Raw genomic sequence first — 25117 nt, 5'->3', positions numbered from 1 at the left:
GCTGAGGCGGGCGGGTCAGCCCAGGGCCGCCGAGACCAGCGAGCGGGCCTCCTCCTGCACCTTGGCCAGGTGGTCCGGCCCCTTGAAGGACTCGGCGTAGATCTTGTAGACGTCCTCGGTGCCCGACGGGCGGGCGGCGAACCAGGCGTTCTCGGTCGAGACCTTCACACCGCCGAGCGCCGCGCCGTTGCCGGGGGCCGCGGTCTGCACCGCCGTGATCGGCTCGCCGGCCAGCGACGACGCCGTCACCTGGTCGGCCGACAGCTTGGCCAGCACCGCCTTCTCCTCGCGGGTGGCGGGCGCGTCGACCCGGGCGTAGGCGGGCTCGCCGAACCGCTCGGTCAGGCGGCGGTAGTGCGCGCTCGGCGACTCGCCGGTCACGGCCAGGATCTCCGAGGCCAGCAGGGCGAGGATGAGGCCGTCCTTGTCGGTGGACCAGGGCGAGCCGTCGCGCCGCAGGAACGAGGCCCCCGCGCTCTCCTCGCCGCCGAACCCGAGCGAGCCGTCGAGCAGCCCGGGAACGAACCACTTGAAACCGACCGGCACCTCGTACAGGCGCCGCCCGAGCGAGGCGGCGACCCGGTCGATGACGCCGCTGCTCACCATCGTCTTGCCGACCCCGGCGCCGGCGGGCCAGCCGTCGCGGTGGGCGTACAGGTAGGAGATGGCGACGGCCAGGTAGTGGTTGGGGTTCATCAGGCCGTCGGGGGTGACGACGCCGTGGCGGTCGGCGTCGGCGTCGTTGCCGGTGGCGATGTCGTACCTGTCCCGCTGGGCGATCAGCGAGGCCATCGCGTACGGCGAGGAGCAGTCCATGCGGATCTTGCCGTCCCAGTCGAGCGTCATGAACCGCCAGGTGGGATCGACCAGCGGGTTCACCACGGTCAGGTCGAGGCGGTGGCGCTCGGCGATCTCACCCCAGTAGGCCACGCTCGCCCCGCCCAGCGGGTCGGCCCCGATGCGCACCCCGGCCGACCTGATCGCGTCGAGGTCGACCACCGACGGCAGGTCGTCGACGTACGTGCCGAGGAAGTCGTAGCGGCCGGCCGCGTCGAGGGCCTTGGCGTAGGAGATCCGGGACACGCCCTTCATGTCGTCGGCGAGCAGCTGGTTGGCGCGGTCCTGGATCCAGGAGGTGGCGTCGGTGTCGGCGGGGCCGCCGTGCGGCGGGTTGTACTTGAAGCCGCCGTCGGAGGGCGGGTTGTGCGACGGCGTCACCACCACGCCGTCGGCGAGCCCGGACGTGCGGCCCCGGTTGTGCCGCAGGACGGCGTGCGAGACGGCGGGCGTCGGCGTGTAGCCGTCGCGCGTGTCGATCAGCACCTCGACCCCGTTGGCGGCGAACACCTCCAGTGCCGACACGCGGGCGGGCTCGGACAGCGCGTGCGTGTCGATGCCCAGGAACAGCGGCCCGTCGGTGCCCTGCGACGCGCGGTATTCGCAGATGGCCTGGCTGGTGGCCAGGATGTGGTCCTCGTTGAAGGCCGTCCGCAGCGACGACCCGCGATGGCCCGACGTGCCGAACGCCACCCGCTGCGCCACCTCGGCGGGGTCGGGATGCAGGGCGTAGTAGGAGGTCACCAGCCGGGCGACGTCGACCAGGTCGGCGGGCTGGGCGGGCTGTCCTGCGCGATCGTGCGTCATGAGGCCACTTTACAAATCCGCCCTCTTCGTACGGGTGAGCGCGCCCGGCGGCGTGGGAGGATACAGGCGCGTCCGCCTCCAGAATGGAGTTCTGTTTCCATGCGTTTCGGATATTTCCTGAATGAACGGCAAGGGCCCGACCCGATCGGCGCGCTCCGCGACGAGATCGCCCAGGCGGCCGAGGACGGCTTCGCCTCCGCCTGGCTGTCCCACATCTTCGGCCTCGACGCCCTCACCGCGCTGGCCGTGGCCGGCAGCCAGGTGCCCGGCATCGAGCTCGGGACCTCCGTCGTGCCCACCTTCCCGCGGCACCCGGCGGCCCTGGCCCAGCAGGCGATGACGGTCAACGCCGCGCTCGGCGGCCGGCTGGCGCTCGGCATCGGCCTGTCGCACCAGGTCGTCATTGAGCACATGTTCGGCCTCAGCTTCGAGCGGCCCTACCGCCACATGAAGGAGTACCTCGACGTGCTGCTCCCGGCGAGCCGGGGCGAGCAGGTCAAGTCAGCGGGCGAGACGATCAGGGCCGACCTGCGGCTCACCACGCCGGGCGCGGGCTTCCCGGTGCTCATCGCCGCCCTCGGCCCGCGCATGCTGAAGCTCGCCGGCACGGTGGCCGACGGCACGGTGTTGTGGATGACCGGCCCGAAGACGGTGGCCGAGCACGTCGCCCCGACCATCACCGCCGCCGCCGCCGAGGCGGGCCGCCCGGCGCCGCGGATCGTCTGCGCGCTGCCCGTCTGCGTCACCGACGACCCCGCCGGCGCGGTCGAGCGCGCCAACGAGATCTTCGCCGTCTACGGCACGCTCCCCTCCTACCGGGCCATGCTCGACCGCGAGGGCGCCGCCGGGCCCGGGAACGTCGCGGTCGTCGGCGACGAGGAGTCCGTGCTCGCCCAGCTCGAACGGCTGAGGCAGGCCGGGGTGACCGACTTCGTCGGCGCGACCTTCGCCGAGCGGGAACGCACCCGTGAGCTGCTCATCGGCGCGTCGAAGGGTTCATAGGGGGACATCTCAATAAACTCCGGCAAGGTGAAGCGCTTGCTGCATGGCATAGACGTGTCGAACTGGCAGGGCTCCGTCGACTGGGCCGGCCACGCCGAGGCCGGGGTCTCCTTCGCCTTCGCCAAGGCCACCGAGGGCGGCGACTGGACCGACAGGTGGTTCGCCCGCAACTGGTCCGGCATGCGCGAGAGCTGGCTGGTGTGCGGCGCGTACCACTTCGCCAGGCCCAAGGGCGACCCGATCGAGCACGCCCGGCACTTCCTGGCGGTGCTCAGGTCGGCCGGCGGCCTGCGCAGGGGCGACCTGGTGGCGCTCGACCTGGAGACCGGCGACGGGCAGCGGCCCGAGCAGGTCGCCAGGTACGCGCGCCGCTGGTGCCACCACATCGAGCGGCACGCCGGCCTGCGGCCCTTCATCTACACCTTCCACTGGTTCGCCCGCGCGGGGAACTGCGCCGGCCTGGCCGACTACCCGCTGTGGATCGCCTCCCCGGAACGGCCACGCGGCGAGCCCCTCGTGCCGACGCCGTGGCGCGACTGGACAATTCACCAATATGCCGGCAGCCCGCTCGACCGGAACGTCTTCCACGGCACCCGCCAGGACCTGACAAGGCTGGGGTTTCACCCGCGATAGCATCGGTGTTCACCATCGAACCAGCCTCGGTGCCGGGCATCGAGCGCGATCCAAGGGAGACACCGTGTCAGCCGAGCTACGCATCACCCTCGCCGGAGCCGAGCGTGTGGTCGCGGCCGGCACGACGGCCGGTGAGGCGCTGGAGGCCGACGGCCGCACGGTCATCGCGGCCCGGGTCAACGGCGAGCCGCGCGACCTGGCCCACCCGCTGGCCCAGGACGACGTCGTCGAGCCGATCGAGGTCTCCAGCGAGGACGGCAGGGCCATCGTCCGCCACTCCACCGCCCACGTCATGGCCCAGGCGGTGCAGGAGCTGTTCCCCGAGGCCAAGCTGGGCATCGGCCCGCCCGTGGAGAACGGCTTCTACTACGACTTCGACGTCAAGCAGGCGTTCAACCCCGACGACCTCAAGCGCGTCGAGAAGCGCATGCGGGAGATCGTCAAGCAGGGGCAGCTGTTCTCCCGCCGGGCCGTCGCCGACGATGAGGCGCGCGAGGAGCTGGCCGGCGAGCCGTACAAGCTGGAGCTGATCGGGCTCAAGGGCGGCGCGGCCGACGAGGAGAGCGTCGAGGTCGGGGCCGGGCAGCTCACGATCTACGACAACCTCGACCCCAAGAGCGGCGAGCTGTGCTGGAAGGACCTGTGCCGGGGGCCGCACGTGCCCTCCACCCGGTCGATCCCGGCCTTCAAGCTCATGCGCTCCGGCGGCGCCTACTGGCGCGGCAGCGAGAAGAACCCGCAGCTCCAGCGCATCTACGGCACCGCCTGGGAGTCCCGCGACAAGCAGGACGAATACCTGCGGAGGCTGGAGGAGGCCGAGCGGCGCGACCACCGCAAACTGGGCGCCGAGCTCGACCTGTTCTCCTTCCCCGACGAGCTGGGCTCCGGCCTGGCGGTCTTCCACCCCAAGGGCGGCGTGATCCGCAAGGTGATGGAGGACTACTCGCGGCGCAGGCACGAGGAGGCCGGCTACGAGTTCGTCAACACCCCGCACATCACCAAGGAGAACCTCTACCAGGTCTCGGGCCACCTCGACTGGTACAAGGACGGGATGTTCCCGCCCATGGAGCTGGAGGGCGCCCGCTACTACCTCAAGCCGATGAACTGCCCGATGCACAACCTGATCTTCAGGGCGCGCGGGCGGTCCTACCGCGAGCTGCCGCTGCGGCTGTTCGAGTTCGGCACGGTCTACCGCTACGAGAAGTCCGGCGTGGTCCACGGCCTGACCCGGGTGCGCGGCCTGACCCAGGACGACGCGCACATCTACTGCAGCCGCGAGCAGATGCGCGACGAGCTGACCTCGCTGCTGCGCTTCGTGCTCGAACTGCTGCGCGACTACGGCCTGGAGGACTTCTACCTGGAGCTGTCCACCAAGGACCCGGAGAAGTACGTCGGCTCCGACGAGGCGTGGGAGGAGGCCACCGCGACGCTGCGCGAGGTGGCCGAGGCGGAGAACCTCCACCTGGTGATGGACCCGGGCGGCGCGGCCTTCTACGGGCCGAAGATCTCCGTCCAGGTGCGCGACGCGATCGGCCGCACCTGGCAGATGTCCACCATCCAGCTCGACTTCAACCTGCCCGAGCTGTTCGACCTGCAGTACCAGGCGGCCGACGGCTCCCGGCAGCAGCCGGTCATGATCCACCGGGCGCTGTTCGGCTCGGTCGAGCGTTTCTTCGGCGTCCTGGTCGAGCACTACGCCGGGGCGTTCCCGGCGTGGCTGGCGCCGGTGCAGGTGGTCGGCATCCCGATCGCCGACGCCCACGTGCCCTACCTCCAGGACGTCGCCAAGCAGCTGCGCGCGCGGGGCATCCGGGTCGAGGTCGACGCGGCCGACGACCGCATGCAGAAGAAGATCCGCAACGCGCAGAAGGCGAAGGTCCCGTACATGCTGCTGGCCGGTGACGACGACATCGCCAACGGCGCGGTGTCCTTCCGTTACCGCAACGGCGAGCAGAAGAACGGCGTGCCCGTCGAGGAGGCCATCGCCGAGATCGTCAACGCCGTGGAGCAGCGCGTCCAGGTCTGACCCGCCGCTCCCGGACCGCCGGGCCCGAGCCGTTCTCGGGGCGGCTCAGGGTCCCGCCGGGTCGGCCTCGGCCGCTAGTAGCGGGGGAACAGGCGGAACGTGATCGCCGGGCGGCCGTCGAAACGTTCGGCGGCCTCCCGCGCGGCGGCCTCGATCAGCTCGCGGGCGTAGACCTCCGGGTCCTGGTCGGTGAGGGCCTCGATGTAGGCGCGGTGCTCCAGCAGCGACCGCACCCCCCGCTCCAGCCCGTCGGTGACGTCCACGGCGTGGGTGGGGGAGTTGGAGCCGGCGACGGCGACCCAGCGGACGCCGTTCCAGGGGGCGGCGTCGGTGTCAGGAAATATCCAGCGATTTCCGGCGTCGCCGGCGGCGTCCAGCACGGCCCGGCCGACGGCCCGGTGATCGGGCGTGTTCCAGTACGTGCCGCCCCACGTGTCGTCGGGATTGAGGGTGATCACCAGCTCCGGCCGGTGCCTGCGGATCGCGGCGGCGATGTCCCGCCTGAGCGCCGTCCCGTACTCGACGACCCCGTCGGCGTGGTCGAGGAACTCCACGCTGGTCACCCCGACCACGGCGGCGCTGGCCCGCTGCTCGCGCTCGCGCACCGGCCCGCACGCGGCGGGGGCGAGCGTGTCGATGCCCGCCTCGCCGCGGGTGGCCATCAGGTACGAGACCTCGCGCCCGGCATCGGTCCAGGTGGCGACGGCGGCGGCGCAGCCGTACTCCAGGTCGTCGGGGTGGGCCACGACGGCCAGGGCGCGCCGCCAGTCGGTGGGCATGGGTTCGAGTCGCTGTGCCATGTGCCCACCCTAGGGCTGCCGTGGAGGCCGGGGATCACGCCGGACGAGCACCTCCGCCGCCCGGGTCCTATGCTGCTTGGTATGCACGATCAGGCAGGAGCCGGGGCGCCCGACAACTTCCAGCGGCTGTGGACCCCGCATCGCATGGCCTACATCAAGGGCGAGAACAAGCCGACGGGCACCGGGCCCGGCGACGGCTGCCCGTTCGACGAGATCCCCCGGATGAGCGACGAGGACGGCCTGATCGTGGCCAGGGGAGAGGTCGTCTACGCCGTGCTCAACCTCTACCCGTACAACTCCGGCCACCTGATGGTCGTGCCCTACCGGCACGTGTCCGACTACGACGAGCTGACCCCGGCCGAGATGGTGGAGCTGGGCGAGTTCACCCAGCGGTCGCTGCGCGCGCTGCGCAAGGCCAGCGGCGCGCAGGGCTTCAACGTCGGCATGAACCTGGGCCACGTCGCGGGCGCAGGCATCGCCGCCCACCTGCACCAGCACATCGTGCCGAGGTGGGGCGGCGACACGAACTTCATGCCGGTCGTGGCCCAGACGAAGGTGCTGCCCCAGCTCCTGCACGACACCCGCCAACTGCTGGCCGACGCCTGGGAGGGCTAGCGGCGACGGTCGCGGGCCCGCTGACCGTGGCGCCGGCGGCGCCGGCGGCGCCGGCGGCCTCGGGGCCCGCCGCTCGTGGCCAGTACAGCTAGTCGCCGGCGTGGGCCAGGTGGGCGGTGGCGGCGGCCTCGGCCGGCTCTTCGCGGCCCAGCGCGCCGATGCCCGCCGCGAGCAGCAGCGGCACGGCCAGCGCCAGCGCCATCGACAACACCGCGGCGCCCGAGTCGTTGACCAGCATCCCGATCACCCCGCTGACCAGCGTGCCGATCAGACCGGCGCGCAGCGCGGGGGAGTGGCGGAACGCCGCGGGCACCACGCCCGCGCTGGCCTGCTCGGGCCGCAGGATCGCGTAGACGAGGAAGGCCACGGCCGCGATCACGATGGGCATGAGGTTGGGGCTGAGCAGCGTGGCCAGCATGGCCTGGAGCTTGCGGAAGATCACCTCGAACGCCTCGCCGCTGAGCACCTGGCCCACGAACCGGCCCAGGTGCGTCTGCTCGTCGGGCGGCCGCAGGTAGTTGAGCACGGCGAACGTCATCACGATCACCGCCCCGGCCACGCAGAACGCCCCCAGCTTCACGATCGACACCCGCTTGCCGGCCACCAGCAGCGCGGTCACCGCGATGCCCGGCACGAACGCGATCACCCCGCCGAAGTCGCTGCCCATGCCCGAACCGCCCAGCACCATCGCGAACGCCCCGAGCACCACGATCGCGGCCACCCCGGGCCGCCCCGGCCACCGGTGGGCGATCACGGTGGTGGCCAGCAGCGTGCCGGTGGCCAGCAGCGCGAACGGGATGTTGCCCAGGCCGTAGTAGCGGGCCCCGACCTCGGCGCTGTAGCCCATGACGCTGTTGAGCTGCAACGTCGTGCCGGTCAGCAGGTCACCGGCGAGAGTGAGCGCGGTGAGGCCGGCCACCACGGCGAGCGGCCCGAGCGGACGCCGCCGCCAGGGCCCGCCGAAGGCCAGCGCGGTGACGGCCACGACCCAGCCGAGCACCCCGGCGACCAGTTGCGGCAGGCTCGACCAGGGCAGCAGGTTGACCAGATAGCTGGAGACCGGCAGGGCGGCCAGCGCGACCGCGGCCAGGCGCACCGGCGACAGGCCCTTGCGCCGCCGCAGCAGCAGGAACGCCACCACGTAGAACAGCACCTGCAGCACCGCCACGACGGTGAAGTACACGCCCTTGATCGACCGGATGGCCTGCGCGGTCGAGTCGGCCCGGCGCAGCCGGTCGATCGTCGCGCCGGGCTCGCCCACCTGCAGCGGCACGCCGACCACCGTGGCCGGCGCCGGGACGCCGAGCCGGGCCAGCACGGTCGCGGTGAGGTCGGGCAGGATCGAGATGTCGGCTCGGCGGGTGGAGGCCGCGCCCAGCAGGCGCCCCTGCGCTCCCGGCTCGCGTAGCGCGGCCACCCGCAGGTGGGGCACGGAACCGTGGTCGGACAGGCCCGCCAGCAGCACCGTGGTGCCGGTCGGCAGGATCGACAGCAGCGCGCCGGCCTTGGCGTCGGCCAGGCGTAGCGCGTCGCGGCGTTCCTTGGGGCCGAGCTGTTCGGGCACCTTGGGCAGCTTGCCGCTGGTCAGGTAGGGGCGGACGAGGTCGTCGACGTCCATGGCGGCCATCGGGCACTGCTCCAGGTCGGCCGTGCTGACCTGGAGCGGGGAGGTGCGGTAGCGCTGCACCTCGCCCTGCCGGTCGGCCAGCGCGAGCGCGGCGCCGGGGCCGATCGCGATCGAGCACCGGCCCGCGGCCTTCAGCGTCTCGCCCAGCGTGCCGGCGTTGCGCTGCCCGGCCACGTCGATGAGGTAGCGGTAGTCGGGGATGACCGCCCCCGCGCCCCGGGTCTCGGGGGCGGGCGGCGCGCCGCACGAGTATCCGGCGGCCGACCTGGTGCCGGCCGACACCGTGAGCCAGCCGTCGTAGGGGCAGGTGATGTTGCTGACCGTGCGCACCGACAGCGAGCCGATCGCGCTGCCGTGCGCCAGCTCCCACAGGTTGGGGGCGTCGGCCTGGGTGACGTCGTCCCAGTGGAGGCCGGGGACGCCGATGAGCGCCACCCTGCCCGCGGCGCGGGCCGGGCCGTCGGCCGTGGCCGTTCCCTGCAGGCCGAGCAGTACGGAACCGGCCAGAACGGCCAGCACCACGAGCGCGCGCCTCACCCCGACGACCTCCAGCGATCGATGACGTCCGTGGCACGCTAGAGCAAGTCGTGGTCCGGCGCCACCGGTTCCCCTACCTTCTCACGGGCGGGGAAGCGCACAGTGCTTCAGCCACGCACGGTGCTTCAGCCACGCACGGTGCTTCAGCCGCGCACGAGGGTCAGCCAGTGGCGGTAGCGGTCGTCGCGACCGTGCACGGCGGCCTCGTAGGCGTCGGCCAGCTTGCCGGTGACCGGCCCCGGGCCGCCGAACTCGCAGTGGTCGACCGCGCTCACGTGCACGATCCCGGCCGCCGTGCCGCAGACGAAGATCTCGTCCGCGGTGTACAGGTCGGTGCGCAGCAGGTCCTCCCTGGTGACCGTCAGCCCCAGGCCGGCCGCCAGCCGCGCGACGGTGTCCTGCGTGATGCCCTCCAGCGCGCCGGCGTGCGGCGGGGGCGTGGTCAGGACGCCGTCGCGCACGACGAAGACGTTGGCGCCCGTGCACTCGCTGACGTTGCCGGCCGCGTTCAGCAGCACCGCCTCGTCGAAGCCCGCCTGCATCGCCTCGGACTTGGCCATCACCGAGTTCAGGTAGGGGCCGGTGGCCTTGGCCGCGGTCGGCGTCACCCGGTGGTCGTTGCGCTGCCACGAGCTGGTCATCAGCCGCACGCCCGCCTCCAGCAGCGCGCCCCACTCCCAGGACGCGATCGAGACCACCGTCGGGCAGCCGCGCGCCGCCACACCCATCTCGCCGTAGCCGCGGTGCGCCAGGTGGCGGATGTAGCAGGAGGACTGGCCGTTGGCCGCGACCGTGGCCAGCGTGGCCGCGCGCAGCTCCTCCAGCGTGTACGGCAGCGGCATCCCGATGATCCGCGCGCTGCGCGCCAGCCGCCGCAGATGCTCGTCGAGCCGGAACACCGCAGGGCCGTCGGGCGTGTCGAAGGCCCTGGTGCCCTCCAGCACGGCGGTGCCGTAGTGCAGGGCGTGCGTCAGGACGTGCACGCGGGCCTCACCCCAGGGGACCAGCTCGCCGTCCATCCAGATGTGCTCGGCTTCCCGCATCGTGCCGCTCCTCTCCGTAAATGGCCCCAAACAATCACAACATGTAGGCCAATTCATTGATAAGTGGCACAGTAACGGGATAATAATGGCGTGGGAAGAGAAGACGACCTCGTCACCCTGCTCCGCGACCGGCTCCGCCTCCACGAGGGCACGGCCAGCCGCCGGCTCGCGGGCGCGCTGACCGACCTGGCCCAGACCGGCGCCATCACCGCGGGCACCCGCCTGCCCTCCGAGCGCGACCTGGCCCAGGCGGTCGGGCTCAGCCGCGGGACGGTCGCCGCCGCCTTCAACGCCCTGTGCGAGGAGGGCCTGTTCGAACGAAGGCACGGCAGCGGCACGTACGTGCTGGGCGTCCCGACGTTCGGCGGCCTGCTCCAGGGCGGCGCGGTGCTGGCCGACCTGTCCACCTCGGTCGTCCCCGACCCCTCGCACCTGGCGGTGCCCGCGTTGGACGCCGCCGCCCTGATGCGCGCGCCGAGCGGGCACGGCTACGACGCCATGGGCGACTCGCGGCTGCGCGCCGTGCTGGCCGGCCTGGACGGCGGCCCGCACCGCGAGATCCTGGTGACCTCGGGCGCCCAGCAGGGCATCGACCTGGCGGCCCGGGTGCTGCTGCGGCCCGGCGACCGCGTGCTGGTCGGCGACCCGGCCTACGGGGGAGCGCTCAGCGTGTTCCGACGCGCCGGGGCCCACGCCGTGCCCGTGGACCTCACCGCCCCGGACGCCGTGCGCGACGCGCTCGCCCGGCACCGCCCGGCCGCCGTGTACACGCTGCCCGTGGACAACCCCACCGGCCGCGTGACCCGCCTGAGGCACGTGGCCGAGCTGGCCGCCGCGGCGGACGTCCCGCTGGTCGAGGACCGTACGCTCGCGCCCGTGGTGTTCGACGGCGGGCCGTGCCCGGAGCCGCTGGCCCTGGCCCATCCGCACGGCACGGTGACGGTGGGCTCGTTGTCGAAGGTGTTGTGGGGGGGCCTGCGGGTGGGCTGGCTCACCGCCCCCGAGCCGCTGCTGGCCCGGCTGCTGGAGGCCAAGCTCGACGCCGACCTGGCCACCAGCGCCGTCTCCCAGCGGCTGGCCGCCGAGCTGCTCGACGGCGACCCCGTGACGCCCTGGCTCGCCGAGCTGGCCCGCCGCCGCGACCACTTCACCGCCGCGCTGTCCGCGCGCCTGCCGTCGTGGACCTGGTCACGCCCCGAGGGCGGCCTGTCGGTGTGGGCCCGCCTGCCCGGCGCCGACACCGACAGGTTCGCCGCGGCCGCCCGGGAGCAGGGCGTGGCGGTGGCCCCGGGCTCCCTGTTCTCCCCGGACGGCCGCCACCGCGACCGCCTGCGTCTCAGCTTCGCCCTGCCGCCCGCCCTCCTCGACCAGGCGGTCGCCGCCCTGGCACGCGCCTGGGAGGAGACCGGTCACTGAGCCGCCGGGAAGACGACGACGCCACGCCCGGGATCGGGCGTGGCGTCGTCGTGCGAGCGTGGCGGGACGGGCCTCAGCCCTTGTCCACCTTGACCTTCACCGGCGTGCTCTCGTGGTGCTGCCGGTCGAGCGAGGTGATCAGGTACGTCCCCGGCTTGGCCTGGTACGACGTGCCCGTCACCACGGCCGCCAGGTTGCGGGCGTCGGTGGTGTGGCAGTCCTTGCCCGACTCCGGCACCCGGTACACGGCGTAGGCCCGCGCGCCCTGCGACGGCGTCCACGACACGGTGGAGCCGCTCGCCTTGGCGCCGGCCGGCCGGTCGGGGGCCTCGCCGCCGCGGTCCTCCATGATCGGCAGCAGCGCCGGACGGCTGTAGTGCTCCTTGGCCACGCGGTCGATCGCGCCGAGCGGGTTGGTCAGGAGCTGCTTGGCGCTGAAGTAGATGTCGCCGTCGACCTCCTTGTAGCGCCGGTTCACCGTCAGGTGCGCCGACAGCTCGCCGGGGTTGGCCCAGGCCGCGTTGGTCCTGGTGCCCACCTGGTAGAGCGCCTGGCCGATGTAGAGCTGGACGCCGGTGCCCTTGACCGCGCCCGCCCACCAGGACGTCAGCGCCTTGTAGTCGGCCGCCTTGAAGCCGCGCGGCCAGTAGAGCTGCGGGGCGACGTAGTCGACCGTGCCGGCCTTGATCCAGGCGCGGGCGTCGGCGTAGATCGAGTCGTAGGCGGACATGCCGGCCGTGGCGGACCCGTCGGGGTCGTTGGACTCGTTGCGCCAGATCCCGAACGGGCTGATGCCGAACTTCACGTGGTTCTTCGTCTCGTGGACGGCCTCGTCGACCTTGGCCACCAGCTTGTTCACGTTCTCCCGGCGCCAGTCGGCCAGCTTCTGGCCCTTGCCGTACTTGGCGAAGGCCGCCTTGTCGTCGAACGTGCCGCCGCCGCCCGGGTAGGGGTAGAAGTAGTCGTCGAAGTGCACGCCGTCGATGTCGTAGCGGCTGACCACGTCGGTGATGACCTTGGTGACGTGCTCGCGCACCTGCGGCAGGCCCGGGTTGTAGTAGAGGCCGCCGCCGTACTTGACCGTCCAGTCGCGGTGCTGGCGGGCCGGGTGGTTCGCCGGGAGTTTGGACAGGTCGGTGCCCTCGGCCGCGCGGTAGGGGTTGAACCAGGCGTGGAACTCCAGGTTGCGCTTGTGCGCCTCGTCGATGAGGAACGGCAGCGGGTCCCAGCCCGGGTCCTTGCCCGCGGTGCCCGTCAGGTACTGGGACCAGGGCTCCAGCGAGGAGCGGTAGATCGCGTCGGAGGCGGGCCGGACCTGGACGAAGACGGCGTTGAGGTTGCGCTTGACCGCGCTGTCGAGGATCTTGACGTACTCGGCCTTCTGGCGGGCCTGGCCGAGGCCGGCGCGCGAGGGCCAGTCGATGTTCTTGACGGTCGCGATCCACACCCCGCGCAACTGGCGCTTGGGGTAGCGGGCGTCGGGCTTGCAGGCCGCCGTCGCCTCGGCGGTGGCGGTTGCGGGGGCGGTGGTCGTCGTCTTCTTGGTCGCTGCGGGGCTCTCGGTCGCGCCGGGGCCGAACACGTAGGCGGCGCTGGTGGTCACGACCGCGAGGGCTGCAGCGGCTAGGAGTGGGCGTCCAGTTCGCATAGTGCAACCCAGTCTGGCAGCTGCTCCCGCGTGATCGGACCTGAAAAAAGAAATGCAGTCGTGATGCTTCTGTTACGAAACGGTAGGGCGGTGACGAAACGTGCGGGCCGGGAGGGAAGGCTCCCCTCCCGGCTCTCCACCGCTCATTCCGTGCCGCTCATTCCGTGCCGCTCATTCTGTGCCATTCATGCCGTGCCGCTCATTCCGTGCCGCTCACTCTGTGGCCGCCACCTTGCTCGCCAGGTTCGGCGGCAGCGGCTCGTAGCGCAGGAACGTGCGCGTGAACGTCCCGGTGCCGTGCGACATCGAGCGCAGGTCGATGGCGTACCGGGTGATCTCCAGCTCGGGCACCTCGGCCTTGACCAGCGTGCGCCCGGTGCCCACCGGCTCGGTGCCGAGCACGCGCCCGCGCCGCGAGGACAGGTCGGACATCACCGAGCCCACGTGGTCGTCGGCCACCAGCACCGACAGCTCGTCCACCGGCTCAAGCAGCAGGGTCGGGACCTTCGAGGCCGCCTCCTTCAGCGCGAGCTGACCGGCGATCTGGAAGGCCATGTCGGAGGAGTCCACCGAGTGGGCCTTGCCGTCGTAGAGCGTGACGCGGACGTCCACCATGGGGTAGCCGGCCACCACGCCGCGCTCCATCTGGGCCCGCACGCCCTTCTCCACCGACGGGATGAACTGCCGGGGCACCACCCCGCCCACGATCTTGTCCACGAACTCGAACCCGCCGCCCGAGGGCAGGGGCTCGACCTCCAGGTGGCAGATCGCGTACTGGCCGTGGCCGCCGGTCTGCTTGACGTTGCGGCCCATCGCCTGGCACCTGCCGCCGAACGTCTCGCGCAGCGGCACCCGCAGCTCGATCCGCTCGACCTCGACGCCGTGGCGGTTGGCCAGGCGGTCGAGCAGCACGTCGGTGTGCGCCTCGCCCATGCACCACAGCACGAGCTGCCTGGTCTCGGCGTTGTTCTCCAGCCGCAGCGTCGGGTCCTCGGCCACGAGGCGGCCGAGCGCCTGGGCCAGCTTGTCCTCGTCGGCCTTCGACCTGGCCCTGATCGCCACCGGCAGCAGCGGGTCGGGCATCTGCCAGGACGTCATCAGCAGCGGCCGGTCCACCTCCGACAGCGTGTCGCCCGTCTCGGCGCGCGACAGCTTGGCCACGGCCACGATGTCGCCGGCCGACCCCTTGGCCGCCGGGCGCTGGGCCTTGCCGAGCGGGCTGGTCAGCGTGCCGATGCGCTCGTCCACGTCGTGGTCCTCGTGCCCGCGGTCGGCCAGGCCGTGGCCGGAGACGTGCACGGTCATGTCGGGGCGCAGCGTGCCGGAGAAGACCCGGACGAGGCTGATGCGGCCCACGTACGGGTCGCTGGTGGTCTTGACGACCTCGGCCACGAGCGGGCCGTCGGGGTCGCACGCGACGCCGCCGACCGGCTTGCCGGACAGGTCGGTGATCTCGGGCATCGGGTGTTCCAGCGGCGAGGGGAAGCCCTGCGTCACCAGTTCCAGCAGCTCCGTCATGCCCACCGCGTGGCCGTCGCCGAGGCCGCTGCACAGCACCGGGAAGAAGCTGCCGCGCGCGACCGCCTTCTCCAGGTCGTCCACCAGGACCTTGGTGTCGATGGGCTCGCCCTCCAGGTAGCGTTCCATGAGCGACTCGTCCTCGCTCTCCTGGATGATGCCCTCGATCAGCTCGCCGCGCCGCTCCTCGATCTGCGCCTCGTACTCGGCGCCGGGCTCCTTCTCGGTGCGGGTGCCGGTCGCGTAGTTGTAGAACTTCTGCGACAGCAGCCCGATCAGGCCGTTGACGTGCCCGTTCGTGATCATCGGCAGGTAGAGCGGGGCGACGCCGTCGCCGAAGACGTCCTGGCAGGTGGCCAGCACGTCGTCGAAGTCGGCGCGCTGGTGGTCGATCTTGGTGATCACCACCGCCCTGGGCATGCCGACCTGGGCGCACTCCGCCCAGAGCATCTGCGTGAGCCCGTCGATCCCCTCCGAGGCCGACACGACGAACAGGGCGGCGTCGGCGGCGCGCAGCCCGGCGCGCAGGTCGCCCACGAAGTCGGCGTAACCCGGCGTGTCGAGCAGGTTGATCTTGATGCCGTTGTGCACGAGCGGCGCCAGCGCCAGGTTGACCGACCGCTGCTGGCGCACCTCGACCTCGTCGAAGTCGCTGACCGTGTTGCCGTCCTCCACCCGGCCCGGCCGCTGGACGGTGCCCGTCGCCGCGAGCAGCTGCTCGACCAGGGTGGTCTTGCCCGCTCCCGAGTGGCCGACCAGCACGACATTGCGTATCGCATCCGCCCTGTCGGCCGTGGGTGCCCTGCCCGCGGCTCCCATGGCCCCGCCAGAGTTCCTTTCCGCCACTTCGCCTCCCGCGTCGTCGGTGTGCATCCAACGCCGCGCCCGCGCGGAGGGTGTCAGGAACCGCATGGACGCGGTGTGTTCACCAAATACCCCTGTGGCGAATATCACAAGGGGTGCGGGGCAAAGAAAGTGGCCGCTCACGTGATGGCCTACGATCGGACCGCGATGCTCAAACTCCTGCGACCGGCCATGACCCGGATACTCACCCCGCTGGGCAGGGCTCTCGTCGGCCGCGGGATCGGCCCGAACGCCGTCACGGCGATCGGCACCCTCGGCACGGTGATCTCCGCCCTGCTCCTGTTCCCGCTGGGCCATCTGGCCTGGGGGGCGCTGCTCATCACCGTCTTCGTGCTGTTCGACCTGCTCGACGGCGTCGTGGCCCGGCTCGGCGGCAAGGGGGGCACCGTCTGGGGCGCCTTCCTCGACTCCACGCTCGACCGGGTGGCCGACGCCGCCATCTTCGCCGGCCTGATCCTGTATTTCGTCGCGGGAGGCGACACGCTGATGGCCGGCGTGACACTGGCCTGCCTCATCGCCGGCTCCCTGGTCTCCTACGCCAAGGCCAGGGCAGAGGGTCTCGGGCTCACGGCGGACGTGGGGCTGGCCGAGCGCCCTGAGCGGCTGGTCGTGGCCCTGGTCGCGACCTTCTTCTCGGGGGTCGGGGTGCCGTACGTGCTGCCGCTCGGGATGTGGCTGCTGGCGGCGGCCTCCACCATCACCGTCGTGCAGCGGGTCGTGCACGTCCACCGGCAGACGAGGGAGCGATGAGCGAGAAGGCGTCCATCGGCGACCGCATCGTTGCGGCGGGATTCGCGGCGGGCTGGAAGCTGGTCCCGCTGCTGCCCCAGCGGCCCACGGCGGCGGTCTTCCGCCTCCTGGCCGACCGGGTGTGGCGCAGGCGCGGCAAGTCCGTGCGCCGCCTGGAGTCCAACCTGGCCAGGGTCACCGGCATCGACGCCGGCAGCGCTGAACTGCGCGAGCTGAGCAGGGCCGGAATGCGTTCCTACTTCCGCTACTTCCACGAGGTCTTCCGGCTGCCCGCGATCCCCCGGGCGGAGGTCGTCCGGCGCACGCACGTCATCGGGGCCGAGCACATCCACGACACCCTGGCCACGGGCCGCGGCGTGGTCCTGGCCCTGCCGCACATGGGCAACTGGGACGCGGCGGGCGCCTGGCTGGTCGGCGTCGGCCATCCGTTCACCACGGTCGCCGAGCGGCTGCGGCCCGAGTCGCTGTTCCGCCGCTACGTCGCCTTCCGCGAGGGGCTCGGCATGGAGGTGCTGCCGCTCACCGGCGGCGACGGCCACAACTTCGGCACCCTGGCCGGCCGCGTGCGCAAGGGCGGCGTGGTCTGCCTGCCCGCCGAGCGCGACCTGACCAAGAGCGGCATCGAGGTGCGCTTCTTCGGCGCCACCACCAAGGTGCCCGCCGGGCCGCCGCTGCTGGCCGTCCAGACCGGCGCCGCGCTGCTGCCGGCCACCGTCTACTTCGTGGGCGACGACTGGGGCATCCACATCCACGAGGAGGTCCCGGTGCCGGCCGAGGGCACCCGGCAGGAGAAGGTGGCCGCCGTCGCCCAGGCCATGACGGACGTCTTCGAGAAGGGCATCGCCGAGCACCCGGAGGACTGGCACATGTTGCAGCGGCTCTGGCTGGAGGACCTGCCGAGATGAAGGTCGGCATCGTCTGCCCCTACTCCTGGGACATGCCCGGCGGCGTCAAGCAGCACATCGACGACCTGGCCCAGGCGCTGATGGCGCAGGGGCACGAGGTCTCGGTGATCGCGCCCGCCGCCGACGACGACGAGCTGCCCCCGTACGTGACGGGGGCCGGCCGGGCGGTGCCGGTGCCCTACAACGGGTCGGTGGCCCGGATGTCGTTCGGGTTCCTGTCGGCCGCGCGGGTGCGGCGCTGGGTGCGTACGGGCGACTTCGACGTGCTGCACATCCACGAGCCGCTGATCCCGAGCCTCGGCGTGCTGGCCTGCTGGGCGGCCAAGGGGCCGATCGTGGCCACCTTCCACGCCTCCTTCAGCCGCTCGCGGGCCATCGCGGTGGCCGAGCCGCTGCTGCGCAGCGCGCTGGAGAAGCTGAGCGGCCGCATCGCGGTCTCCGACGCGGCCCGCAAGAGCCTGGTCGAGCAGTTCGGCGGCGACACCGTGCTGATCCCCAACGGGGTGACCGTGGCCCGCTACACCGAGGCCGAGCCGCTGCCCGGGTGGGGCCCCGACGGCGCCACGATCGGCTTCCTCGGCCGCATGGACGAAGAGCGCAAGGGCCTGCCGATCCTGCTCGACGCCTTCAACGCCCTGGCCGCCGAGCGTCCCGGCCTGAAGCTGCTCGTCGCCGGGCCCGGCGACGCCAAGGACGTCTACGACAAGGTGCCCAAGCCCTTCCACGAGCGGGTGACCGTGCTCGGCATGGTGAGCGAGGCCGACAAGATCCGCGCCTACCACTCGGTCGACGTGTTCTGCGCGCCCAACACCAGGGGCGAGAGCTTCGGCATCGTGCTGGCCGAGGCCATGGCCTCGGGGGCGACGGTGCTGGCCAGCGACATCCCGGCCTTCCGCAAGGTGCTGGGCGAGGGGCAGGCCGGCGCGCTGTTCGCCAACGGCGACGCCTCCTCGCTGGCCCGCGAGGCGGCCGCGCTGCTCGACGCCCCCGAGCGGCGGGCCAAGCTGGCCGCCGAGGCGCTGGTGGCGGTCAGGAAGTACGACTGGTCCACGGTCGCCCGCGACGTGGTGCGCGTCTACGAGACGGTGACCACCAGCGGCGCGGGCCGGGTGGAGGAGGACCTGTGACCGCACCCCGAGAGCTCTTCTAGGGACCTACTGTGACATCCACCATGATCGTGCTGATCGTGGGCATCGTCGTCGTGCTCACGGCCGTCTACATCTCCTGGCGCGCGGGCCGGCTCGACCGCCTGCACATCCGGCTCGAACTGGGCCGCGAGGCCCTGGACGCCGCGCTCATGCGGCGCAGGGCCGTGGTGCTCGAACTGGCCGGCTCGCGCCTGCTCGACCCCGCGACCTCGCTGGTGCTGGCCGCCGCCGCGCACGAGGCCAGGATCGCCGGGCCCGAGGAGCGCGAGCACGCCGAGAGCGACCTGTCGCGGGCGCTGCGGGCCGCGGTGGACCAGGAGCGGTTCAGGGAGAAGCTGGCCGAGGCGCCCGGCGGCGGCGACCTGCTGGAGGAGCTCGACGCGGCGGTGGCCAAGGTCGTCTACTCGCGCCGTTTCTACAACAACGCGGTCGGGGTCACCCGCACGGCGCAGCGCCGATGGCTGGCCAGGACGCTGCGGCTGGCCGGGCACACCGAGTTCCCGGAATTCTTCGAGATCGATGACAATCCGCCCGCCACCATGTCGCCTGAATGACCAATTGTGGGGAGGCCGGTAAGCTTCTCCCGATTTCTGGGCAAAGGCGAGGAGTTGTTGCAGGTGCGGCTATCCCGGATGATCTCGGTGACTCTGGCAGGGGCGGCCGTGCTCGGGCCCGTCGCGGCCTGCTCGTCCGACGAGCCCGCTCCCGGCAAGGCGCCGGAGGCGGCGGCCACGGCCGGCCCCTCCGAGGAGCCCACCGAGCAGGCTGAGGGGCACCCGTTCACCGGGCAGCCGTACGAGGAGCTCAAGCCGGTGCTCGCGGTGAAGATCGAGAACACCTCCGCGGGCAAGCCCCAGCTCGGGCTCAAGAGCGCGGACGTCGTCTACGTCGAGCAGGTCGAGGCCGGCCTGACCCGGCTCATGGCGATCTTCTCCTCGAAGATCCCGGCCAAGGTGGGCCCGGTGCGCAGTGCCCGCATCTCCGACCTGCACCTCGTCCCGCAGTTCGGCAAGCCCGCCTTCGCCTACTCCGGCGCGCAGACCAAGATGTTGCCGTACATCGCCAAGGCGCCGCTGTACGACGTGGGCGACACCCGCAACCCCGGCGCCTACTTCCGCCAGCCGGGTCGCTACGCGCCCTACAACCTGTTCGCCAACACCAGGAAGCTGCTGTCCGGCGCCCCCAAGGCCAGTGAGGCCAAGGACATCGGCTTCACCTTCGGCGACGCGCCCGCCGAGGGCGGCGTGGACAAGAAGTCGTACACGGTCAGGTGGCCCGCGGCGCGCTTCACCTTCGCCTGGTCGGAGGCCAAGAAGCAGTGGCTGATCTGGCAGGACGGCAAGAAGGACATGGCGGCCGAGGGCGGCCAGCTCGGCGCGCCCACGATCGTCGTGCAGTACACCAAGACCGAACGCTCGGAGTTCCACGACTTCCACCAGAGCTACACCCCGCTCGTGCACACCACCGGCAAGGGCAAGGCGGTCGTGCTGCGCGACGGAAAGGCGTACGCGGCCAACTGGGAGCGGGAATCGGAGGAGACCGGTACGACGTTCACCACGGAGAGCGGCGAGCCGATGAACTTCGCCCCCGGCCAGGTCTGGATCGCGCTCGCCAGCCGCAAACCCGTCACCCCTTGATGACCTTTCTGTACAACTTGGGCGACAAATCCTGACATCGTGGCATGTCGGGGGAGGGGTCCTTCAGGACCTACGATGGGTTTGATAACTTACCGTCCGCCCTGAGAGCCCGTGAGGAAGACAGTGTCCAGCACGCCTGAAAGCACCCCCGTCACCGGAACGGCCCGCGTCAAGCGCGGCATGGCCGAGATGCTCAAGGGTGGCGTCATCATGGACGTCGTCACCCCCGACCAGGCCAAGATCGCCGAGGACGCCGGCGCCGTCGCCGTCATGGCCCTTGAGCGCGTGCCCGCCGACATCCGCGCCCAGGGCGGCGTGTCCCGGATGAGTGACCCGGACATGATCGACGGCATCATCGCCGCCGTGTCGATCCCCGTCATGGCCAAGGCCCGCATCGGCCACTTCGTCGAGGCGAAGGTCCTGCAGTCGCTCGGCGTCGACTACGTCGACGAGTCCGAGGTGCTCACCCCGGCCGACTACGCCAACCACATCGACAAGTGGCAGTTCACCGTGCCCTTCGTCTGTGGCGCCACCAACCTGGGCGAGGCCCTGCGCCGCATCACCGAGGGCGCGGCCATGATCCGCTCCAAGGGCGAGGCCGGCACCGGCGACGTCTCCAACGCCGTCACCCACATGCGCACGATCCGCGCCGAGATCAAGCGCCTCACCTCGCTGCCCGAGGACGAGCTCTACGTGGCCGCCAAGGAGCTGCAGGCCCCCTACGAGCTGGTCGCCGAGGTCGCCAGGAACGGCAAGCTGCCGGTCGTGCTGTTCACCGCGGGCGGCATCGCCACCCCGGCCGACGCCGCCATGATGATGCAGCTCGGCGCCGAGGGCGTGTTCGTCGGCTCGGGCATCTTCAAGTCGGGCGACCCGGCCAAGCGCGCCGCGGCCATCGTCAAGGCCACCACCTTCTACGACGACGCCGACGTCGTCGCCAAGGTCTCGCGCGGTCTCGGCGAGGCCATGGTCGGCATCAACGTCGACGAGATCCCGCAGCCCCACCGGCTGGCCGAGCGCGGCTGGTGATCTCCGGCGCGTCGCCGCAGGCCGGCGGCCCGTCGTAGGTTCATGATCGTCATGTGACGATGAAAAGCTTCGTAAGAGGCGGCATTCGCGAAGGATGTCGCCTCTTTCGTGTTGTTCCGGGTTCACCGTCAGGTCATGAACCTGAGTCAGGCTACGGGCGTCCCTCATCCTTGATCGTCCCGAGGAGCGCACCGTGTCCAAGCTGAACCGCCGGCATTTCCTCGTCACCGGGCTGGCGGCGGGCGCCGCCGCGGCGCTCCCCGCCACCGCGGCGGGCGCCGAGCCCGAGCCCGCCGCGGAGACCGCGCGGGCGCCGGCCTCGCTGGGGCTGTCCACCGACCCGTTCACGCTCGGAGTGGCCTGCGGCGACCCCGACCACGAGGGGTTCGTGCTGTGGACAAGGCTGGCCCAGAACCCGCTGGCCGAGGACGGTTTCGGCGGCATGCCGCAGCGCCCGTTCCCCGTGCAGTGGCAGATCTACGCCGACGAGGGCGGGCGCCGCGTCGTCCGCTCGGGGGTGGCCGTCGCCGCGCCGGAGTGGGGGCACAGCGTGCACGTCGAGGCCGACCGGCTGAGCTCGGACCGGGAGTACTGGTACCGCTTCCGCGTCGGCCCGTACGTCTCGCCCATGGGACGGGCGCGCACCGCCCCGCACCCGCTGTCCTACGGCGGCGCGCTGTCGATGGCCTTCGTCTCCTGCGCCCAGTACGAGCACGGCTGGTTCACCTCCTACCGCAGGCTGGCCGAGGACCACCCGGACCTGATCCTGCACCTGGGCGACTACCAGTACGAGTACACCAGGAACACCTACACCATCCCCGGCGGCAACGTCCGCGACCACGAGGGCCCCGAGACCGAGACCCTGGCCGGCTACCGCCAGCGCCACGCCCAGTACAAGGCCGACCCCGACCTCCAGGCCGCGCACGCCGCCGCGCCCTGGCTGGTCGTGTGGGACGACCACGAGCTGGACAACAACTGGGCCGACGAGGTGCCCGAGAAGCCCCAGGTGCCCCAGCCGGACTTCCTGGCCAGGCGCGCCGCCGCCTTCCGCGCCTACTACGAGAACATGCCGCTGCGCCGCACCTCGATCCCGCGCGGCATCGACATGCAGCTCTACCGGCGGATCAGGTGGGGCAGGATGGCCACGTTCCACATGATGGACACCCGCCAGTACCGCGACGACCAGGGCTGCGGCGACGGCTACCGCGACTGCCCGGCCGCCGTGGACCCGGCGCGCTCGATCACCGGCGCAGCGCAGGAGCAGTGGCTGATCGACGGCTTCCACCGCTCGCGCGCCCAGTGGGACATCCTGGGCCAGCAGGTGTTCTTCGCCCAGCGCGACAACAGCGCCGGCCCCGCCAAGATCACCTCGATGGACGCCTGGGACGGCTACGTCGCCTCCCGGCGGCGCATCACCCAGGGCTGGGTGGACGCCGAGGTGCGCAACGCGGTGGTGCTGACCGGCGACGTGCACGCCCACTGGGCCAGTGACCTCAAGCTCGACTACGACGACCCGACCGGGCCCACCGTGGGCTCCGAGCTCGTGGCCACCTCCATCACCACCGGCGGCGACGGCGCGGACTCCGACCCGGCGAAGCATCCGTACCTGACGATCAATCCGCACCTGAAGTTCTACAACAACCAGCGTGGTTACGTGCTGACGACGATGGAGCGCGATCTGCTCACGGCCGACTTCAAGGTCGTGCCGCAGGTGGAGCTGCCCGGGGCGGAGGCGTACACGCGGGCGACGTTCGTGGTGGAGGACCGGGTGCCGGGGGTTCGGCAGACGTACCTGCGGCCGCTCGACCCGGCGATCGGGGCCAGGAGGCAGGTGACGGTGGAGGACACCGTCCGGCTGGAGACCGAGCGCCCGTAGCGCTGGACAGGCGGCGTCCCCCGGCGGGGGCGCCGCCTTTCTCTTGCCCGGAATATTAGCCAGGCTAAGTTAGTTTGGCTAAGTATGAGGGACGATCCCACCCAGATGGCCGAGCAGGTCTCCAAGGTGCTGCGCCACCTGGTCCTGCTGCTGCGGCGCTCCAGCGCCGGCCAGCCCGTCACCACCCAGCAGTACGCCGTGCTCGGCTCGCTCGAACACGGCCCGCGCCGGATGACCGAGCTGGCCGAGGAGCACGCCGTCCAGCTGCCGACCATGACCGTGCAGATCAACCGGCTGGAGTACGCGGGCCTGGTGGCGCGCGGCTCCGACCCGGCCGACGCCCGCGTCAGGACGGTCGAGCTCACCGGCGAGGGCCGCGACCGGCTGCGCGCCGTCCGCCGGGCCAGGATCGCCCGCCTCGCCCGGGACCTGGCCGCGCTCACCGACGACGAGCGCGACGTGCTCGCCGCGGCCCTGCCCGTCCTGGCCAAGCTCGGCATCGACAGAACCACCCAGTAAGGGGACAACATGCAAACCGGCGGCGGAATCCTGCGCCAGCCGATGTCCGTCTGGGCCACCGCGTTCGCCGCGGTCGTGGCCTTCATGGGCATCGGCCTCGTCGACCCCATCCTGCCCTCCATCGCCCAAGGGCTGCACGCCACGCCCAGCCAGGTGTCCCTGCTGTTCACCAGCTACTTCCTGGTCACCGCCGTGGCCATGCTGATCACCGGCTGGGTCTCCAGCCGCATCGGCGGCAAGCGCACGCTGCTGGCCGGGCTGGCGCTGGTCGTCGTGTTCGCCGCGCTGGCCGGGACGTCCGGCAGCGTCGCCGAGCTCGTCGGCTTCCGCGCCGGGTGGGGCCTCGGCAACGCCCTGTTCGTGGCCACCGCGCTGGCCGTCATCGTCGGCGCGGCCAGCGGCGGCGCGGAGTCGGCCATCATCCTGTACGAGGCCGCGCTCGGCCTCGGCATCTCCGCCGGCCCCCTGGCCGGCGCGCTGCTCGGCGACTGGAACTGGCGCGCGCCCTTCTTCGGCACCGCCACGCTGATGGCCGTCGGCTTCGTGCTGATCGCCACCCTGCTCAGGTCGGGGCCGAGGCCCGCGGTCAAGACCAAGCTCAGCGCCCCCATCCGGGCCCTGGCCCACGGCGGCCTGTCCACGACCGCCTTCACCGCGCTGTTCTACAACTTCGCGTTCTTCACGATCCTCGCCTTCACCCCGTTCATCCTGCACATGTCGCCGTACGGCATCGGCTCGGTGTTCTTCGGCTGGGGCGTCTGCGTGGCGCTGGCCTCGGTGTTCGGCGCGCCGCCGCTGCAGCGCAGGATCGGCTCGGTGAACGTGCTGCACCTGGCCCTGGGCCTGCTCGTGGTCTTCCAGGTCGGCATCGCGGTGTCGGGGACGGCCGGGGCGCACGCCGGGATCATCGTGTTCACCGTCCTGTCCGGCATCCCGATCGGGCTGAACAACACCGTCTTCACCGAGTCGGCCATGGAGGTCTCCGACGCCCCGAGGCCCGTCGCCTCGGCCGGGTACAACTTCGTGCGCTGGATGGGCGGCGCGCTGGCGCCGTTCATCGCGACCAAGCTCGGCGAGGAGATCGGCATCGCCGTCCCGTACGTCGTCGGCGCCGCCTGCTGCGCGATCGGCATGGCCTTCCTGTACGCCCGGCGCCACCACCTGAGCGCCCTGGCCCGCGTGGACGCCGTCCAGGCCGCCGCCTGAGTTCGGCTTTACGCCAGAGTGCTCTGACAGGAAGATGCCGGGCCATCTTGGTGTTGAATTGTCGGAAACCGGACCTTAACGGAAGGATCGCTGTGCCCACGATCGGTGTACTCGCTCTCCAGGGGGACGTGCGCGAGCATGTGCGCATGCTCCAGGAGGCCGGCGCGTCGGCCACCGCCGTGCGCCGTCCGGCCGAGCTCGACGCGGTCGACGGCCTGGTGATCCCCGGCGGCGAGTCGACCACCATGTGGAAGCTCGCCGACACCTTCGACATGCTGGAGCCGCTGCGCATGCGGATCAAGGAGGGCATGCCCGCCTACGGCTCCTGCGCCGGCATGATCATGCTGGCCGACCGCATCCAGGACGGCATCGAGGGCCAGCAGACCGTCGGCGGCATCGACATGGTGGTCAGGCGCAACGCCTTCGGCCGCCAGGTGGACTCGTTCGAGTCGGACCTGGACTTCGCGGGCGAACGCGTACACGCTGTGTTCATCCGTGCTCCGTGGGTGGAATCGGTGGGTGCCGATGTTCAGGTGCTGGGCACGGCCGAGCCTGGGGATAGGATCGTCGCGGTCCGTCAAGGGCCGTTGCTCGCGACGTCGTTCCACCCCGAGCTGACCGGGGACACGCGCGTGCACCGTTACTTCGTAGACATGGTGAGGGAGCTCTAGGTA

At 71.7% G+C, this 25117-nt stretch carries 21 protein-coding genes; 15 read left to right on the top strand and 6 right to left on the bottom strand.

What is annotated here, in order from left to right:
• Positions 1-15: 15 nt before the first annotated feature.
• Positions 16-1644, bottom strand: coding sequence for a phosphoglucomutase (alpha-D-glucose-1,6-bisphosphate-dependent) (gene pgm, locus ACIHAD_RS33155; protein WP_397358635.1), 1629 nt, complete (start codon positions 1642-1644; stop codon positions 16-18).
• 99 nt (positions 1645-1743) lie between these two features.
• On the opposite strand from pgm, the gene ACIHAD_RS33150 reads away from it, so the two are divergent.
• The 3 genes from ACIHAD_RS33150 to thrS all read left to right on the top strand — a co-directional run bounded on the left by ACIHAD_RS33150 (position 1744) and on the right by thrS (position 5305).
• Complete coding sequence (locus ACIHAD_RS33150; RefSeq protein ID WP_397358634.1) at positions 1744-2646, top strand: LLM class F420-dependent oxidoreductase; 903 nt, start codon at positions 1744-1746, stop codon at positions 2644-2646.
• A gap of 36 nt (positions 2647-2682) precedes the next feature.
• Complete coding sequence (locus ACIHAD_RS33145) at positions 2683-3279, top strand: glycoside hydrolase family 25 protein (RefSeq protein ID WP_397358633.1); 597 nt, start codon at positions 2683-2685, stop codon at positions 3277-3279.
• 64 nt (positions 3280-3343) lie between these two features.
• Positions 3344-5305, top strand: coding sequence for a threonine--tRNA ligase (thrS, locus tag ACIHAD_RS33140; RefSeq protein WP_397358632.1), 1962 nt, complete (start codon positions 3344-3346; stop codon positions 5303-5305).
• A 74-nt stretch (positions 5306-5379) separates the two neighbouring features.
• Here thrS and ACIHAD_RS33135 read toward each other — a convergent pair whose 3' ends face one another.
• Positions 5380-6105 carry a PIG-L deacetylase family protein gene (locus tag ACIHAD_RS33135; protein ID WP_397358631.1) on the bottom strand — a complete coding sequence of 242 codons (726 nt, stop codon included), beginning with the start codon at positions 6103-6105 and terminating at the stop codon, positions 5380-5382.
• 81 nt (positions 6106-6186) lie between these two features.
• On the opposite strand from ACIHAD_RS33135, the gene ACIHAD_RS33130 reads away from it, so the two are divergent.
• Positions 6187-6720 carry an HIT family protein gene (locus tag ACIHAD_RS33130; RefSeq protein ID WP_397358630.1) on the top strand — a complete coding sequence of 178 codons (534 nt, stop codon included), beginning with the start codon at positions 6187-6189 and terminating at the stop codon, positions 6718-6720.
• An 88-nt stretch (positions 6721-6808) separates the two neighbouring features.
• Here the strand turns inward: ACIHAD_RS33130 and ACIHAD_RS33125 are convergent, their stop codons facing one another.
• Both ACIHAD_RS33125 and ACIHAD_RS33120 read right to left on the bottom strand, forming a co-directional pair.
• Entirely contained in the window at positions 6809-8884 is a 2076-nt protein-coding gene (locus ACIHAD_RS33125) for a hypothetical protein (RefSeq protein WP_397358629.1), read from the bottom strand.
• 143 nt (positions 8885-9027) lie between these two features.
• Positions 9028-9927 carry a branched-chain amino acid transaminase gene (locus ACIHAD_RS33120; RefSeq protein WP_397358628.1) on the bottom strand — a complete coding sequence of 300 codons (900 nt, stop codon included), beginning with the start codon at positions 9925-9927 and terminating at the stop codon, positions 9028-9030.
• A gap of 90 nt (positions 9928-10017) precedes the next feature.
• On the opposite strand from ACIHAD_RS33120, the gene ACIHAD_RS33115 reads away from it, so the two are divergent.
• The gene (locus tag ACIHAD_RS33115; RefSeq protein WP_397358627.1) at positions 10018-11343 is read left to right on the top strand and encodes a PLP-dependent aminotransferase family protein; all 1326 of its coding nucleotides are present in this window, start codon (positions 10018-10020) and stop codon (positions 11341-11343) included.
• Between the two features lie 73 nt (positions 11344-11416).
• Here the strand turns inward: ACIHAD_RS33115 and ACIHAD_RS33110 are convergent, their stop codons facing one another.
• The gene (locus ACIHAD_RS33110; RefSeq protein ID WP_397358626.1) at positions 11417-12946 is read right to left on the bottom strand and encodes a glycoside hydrolase family 10 protein; all 1530 of its coding nucleotides are present in this window, start codon (positions 12944-12946) and stop codon (positions 11417-11419) included.
• A gap of 258 nt (positions 12947-13204) precedes the next feature.
• Positions 13205-15328: an elongation factor G-like protein EF-G2 gene (locus ACIHAD_RS33105; RefSeq protein WP_397358625.1), complete on the bottom strand. Its 2124-nt coding sequence runs from the start codon at positions 15326-15328 to the stop codon at positions 13205-13207.
• 171 nt (positions 15329-15499) lie between these two features.
• On the opposite strand from ACIHAD_RS33105, the gene pgsA reads away from it, so the two are divergent.
• The 10 genes from pgsA (at position 15500) to pdxT (ending at position 25114) form a co-directional block, all read left to right on the top strand.
• Positions 15500-16123 carry a phosphatidylinositol phosphate synthase gene (pgsA, locus tag ACIHAD_RS33100; protein WP_397358769.1) on the top strand — a complete coding sequence of 208 codons (624 nt, stop codon included), beginning with the start codon at positions 15500-15502 and terminating at the stop codon, positions 16121-16123.
• Complete coding sequence (locus ACIHAD_RS33095; RefSeq protein ID WP_397358624.1) at positions 16120-17028, top strand: phosphatidylinositol mannoside acyltransferase; 909 nt, start codon at positions 16120-16122, stop codon at positions 17026-17028. Before pgsA ends, ACIHAD_RS33095 begins: the two co-directional genes overlap by 4 nt.
• Positions 17025-18155, top strand: coding sequence for a glycosyltransferase family 4 protein (locus ACIHAD_RS33090; protein ID WP_397358623.1), 1131 nt, complete (start codon positions 17025-17027; stop codon positions 18153-18155). Before ACIHAD_RS33095 ends, ACIHAD_RS33090 begins: the two co-directional genes overlap by 4 nt.
• 32 nt (positions 18156-18187) lie before the next feature.
• The gene (locus ACIHAD_RS33085) at positions 18188-18730 is read left to right on the top strand and encodes a hypothetical protein (RefSeq protein ID WP_397358622.1); all 543 of its coding nucleotides are present in this window, start codon (positions 18188-18190) and stop codon (positions 18728-18730) included.
• A 78-nt stretch (positions 18731-18808) separates the two neighbouring features.
• Positions 18809-19813: a DUF3048 domain-containing protein gene (locus ACIHAD_RS33080; protein WP_397358621.1), complete on the top strand. Its 1005-nt coding sequence runs from the start codon at positions 18809-18811 to the stop codon at positions 19811-19813.
• A gap of 111 nt (positions 19814-19924) precedes the next feature.
• Positions 19925-20842, top strand: coding sequence for a pyridoxal 5'-phosphate synthase lyase subunit PdxS (gene pdxS / locus ACIHAD_RS33075; RefSeq protein WP_397358620.1), 918 nt, complete (start codon positions 19925-19927; stop codon positions 20840-20842).
• A 193-nt stretch (positions 20843-21035) separates the two neighbouring features.
• Complete coding sequence (locus ACIHAD_RS33070; protein WP_397358619.1) at positions 21036-22718, top strand: alkaline phosphatase D family protein; 1683 nt, start codon at positions 21036-21038, stop codon at positions 22716-22718.
• A gap of 84 nt (positions 22719-22802) precedes the next feature.
• The gene (locus tag ACIHAD_RS33065; protein WP_397358618.1) at positions 22803-23237 is read left to right on the top strand and encodes a MarR family winged helix-turn-helix transcriptional regulator; all 435 of its coding nucleotides are present in this window, start codon (positions 22803-22805) and stop codon (positions 23235-23237) included.
• A 9-nt stretch (positions 23238-23246) separates the two neighbouring features.
• Complete coding sequence (locus ACIHAD_RS33060; protein ID WP_397358617.1) at positions 23247-24443, top strand: MFS transporter; 1197 nt, start codon at positions 23247-23249, stop codon at positions 24441-24443.
• Between the two features lie 92 nt (positions 24444-24535).
• Positions 24536-25114, top strand: coding sequence for a pyridoxal 5'-phosphate synthase glutaminase subunit PdxT (gene pdxT, locus ACIHAD_RS33055; protein WP_397358616.1), 579 nt, complete (start codon positions 24536-24538; stop codon positions 25112-25114).
• The last annotated feature ends 3 nt before the right edge of the window (positions 25115-25117 follow it).

Source organism: Nonomuraea sp. NPDC052265, assembly GCF_044547985.1.
GTDB lineage: Bacteria > Actinomycetota > Actinomycetes > Streptosporangiales > Streptosporangiaceae > Nonomuraea.
This window is presented reverse-complemented; position numbering and strand designations above follow the sequence as displayed.

Coding starts and splice junctions, on each gene's coding strand:
- ACIHAD_RS33080 (WP_397358621.1), top strand. CDS start 18,809: ATGATCTCGGTGACTCTGGCAGGGGCGGCCGTGCTCGGGCCCGTCGCG.
- ACIHAD_RS33120 (WP_397358628.1), bottom strand. CDS start 9,927: ATGCGGGAAGCCGAGCACATCTGGATGGACGGCGAGCTGGTCCCCTGG.
- ACIHAD_RS33130 (WP_397358630.1), top strand. CDS start 6,187: ATGCACGATCAGGCAGGAGCCGGGGCGCCCGACAACTTCCAGCGGCTG.
- ACIHAD_RS33065 (WP_397358618.1), top strand. CDS start 22,803: ATGAGGGACGATCCCACCCAGATGGCCGAGCAGGTCTCCAAGGTGCTG.
- pgm (WP_397358635.1), bottom strand. CDS start 1,644: ATGACGCACGATCGCGCAGGACAGCCCGCCCAGCCCGCCGACCTGGTC.
- pgsA (WP_397358769.1), top strand. CDS start 15,500: ATGGCCTACGATCGGACCGCGATGCTCAAACTCCTGCGACCGGCCATG.
- ACIHAD_RS33090 (WP_397358623.1), top strand. CDS start 17,025: ATGAAGGTCGGCATCGTCTGCCCCTACTCCTGGGACATGCCCGGCGGC.
- ACIHAD_RS33135 (WP_397358631.1), bottom strand. CDS start 6,105: ATGGCACAGCGACTCGAACCCATGCCCACCGACTGGCGGCGCGCCCTG.
- ACIHAD_RS33105 (WP_397358625.1), bottom strand. CDS start 15,328: ATGGGAGCCGCGGGCAGGGCACCCACGGCCGACAGGGCGGATGCGATA.
- ACIHAD_RS33060 (WP_397358617.1), top strand. CDS start 23,247: ATGCAAACCGGCGGCGGAATCCTGCGCCAGCCGATGTCCGTCTGGGCC.
- ACIHAD_RS33095 (WP_397358624.1), top strand. CDS start 16,120: ATGAGCGAGAAGGCGTCCATCGGCGACCGCATCGTTGCGGCGGGATTC.
- ACIHAD_RS33150 (WP_397358634.1), top strand. CDS start 1,744: ATGCGTTTCGGATATTTCCTGAATGAACGGCAAGGGCCCGACCCGATC.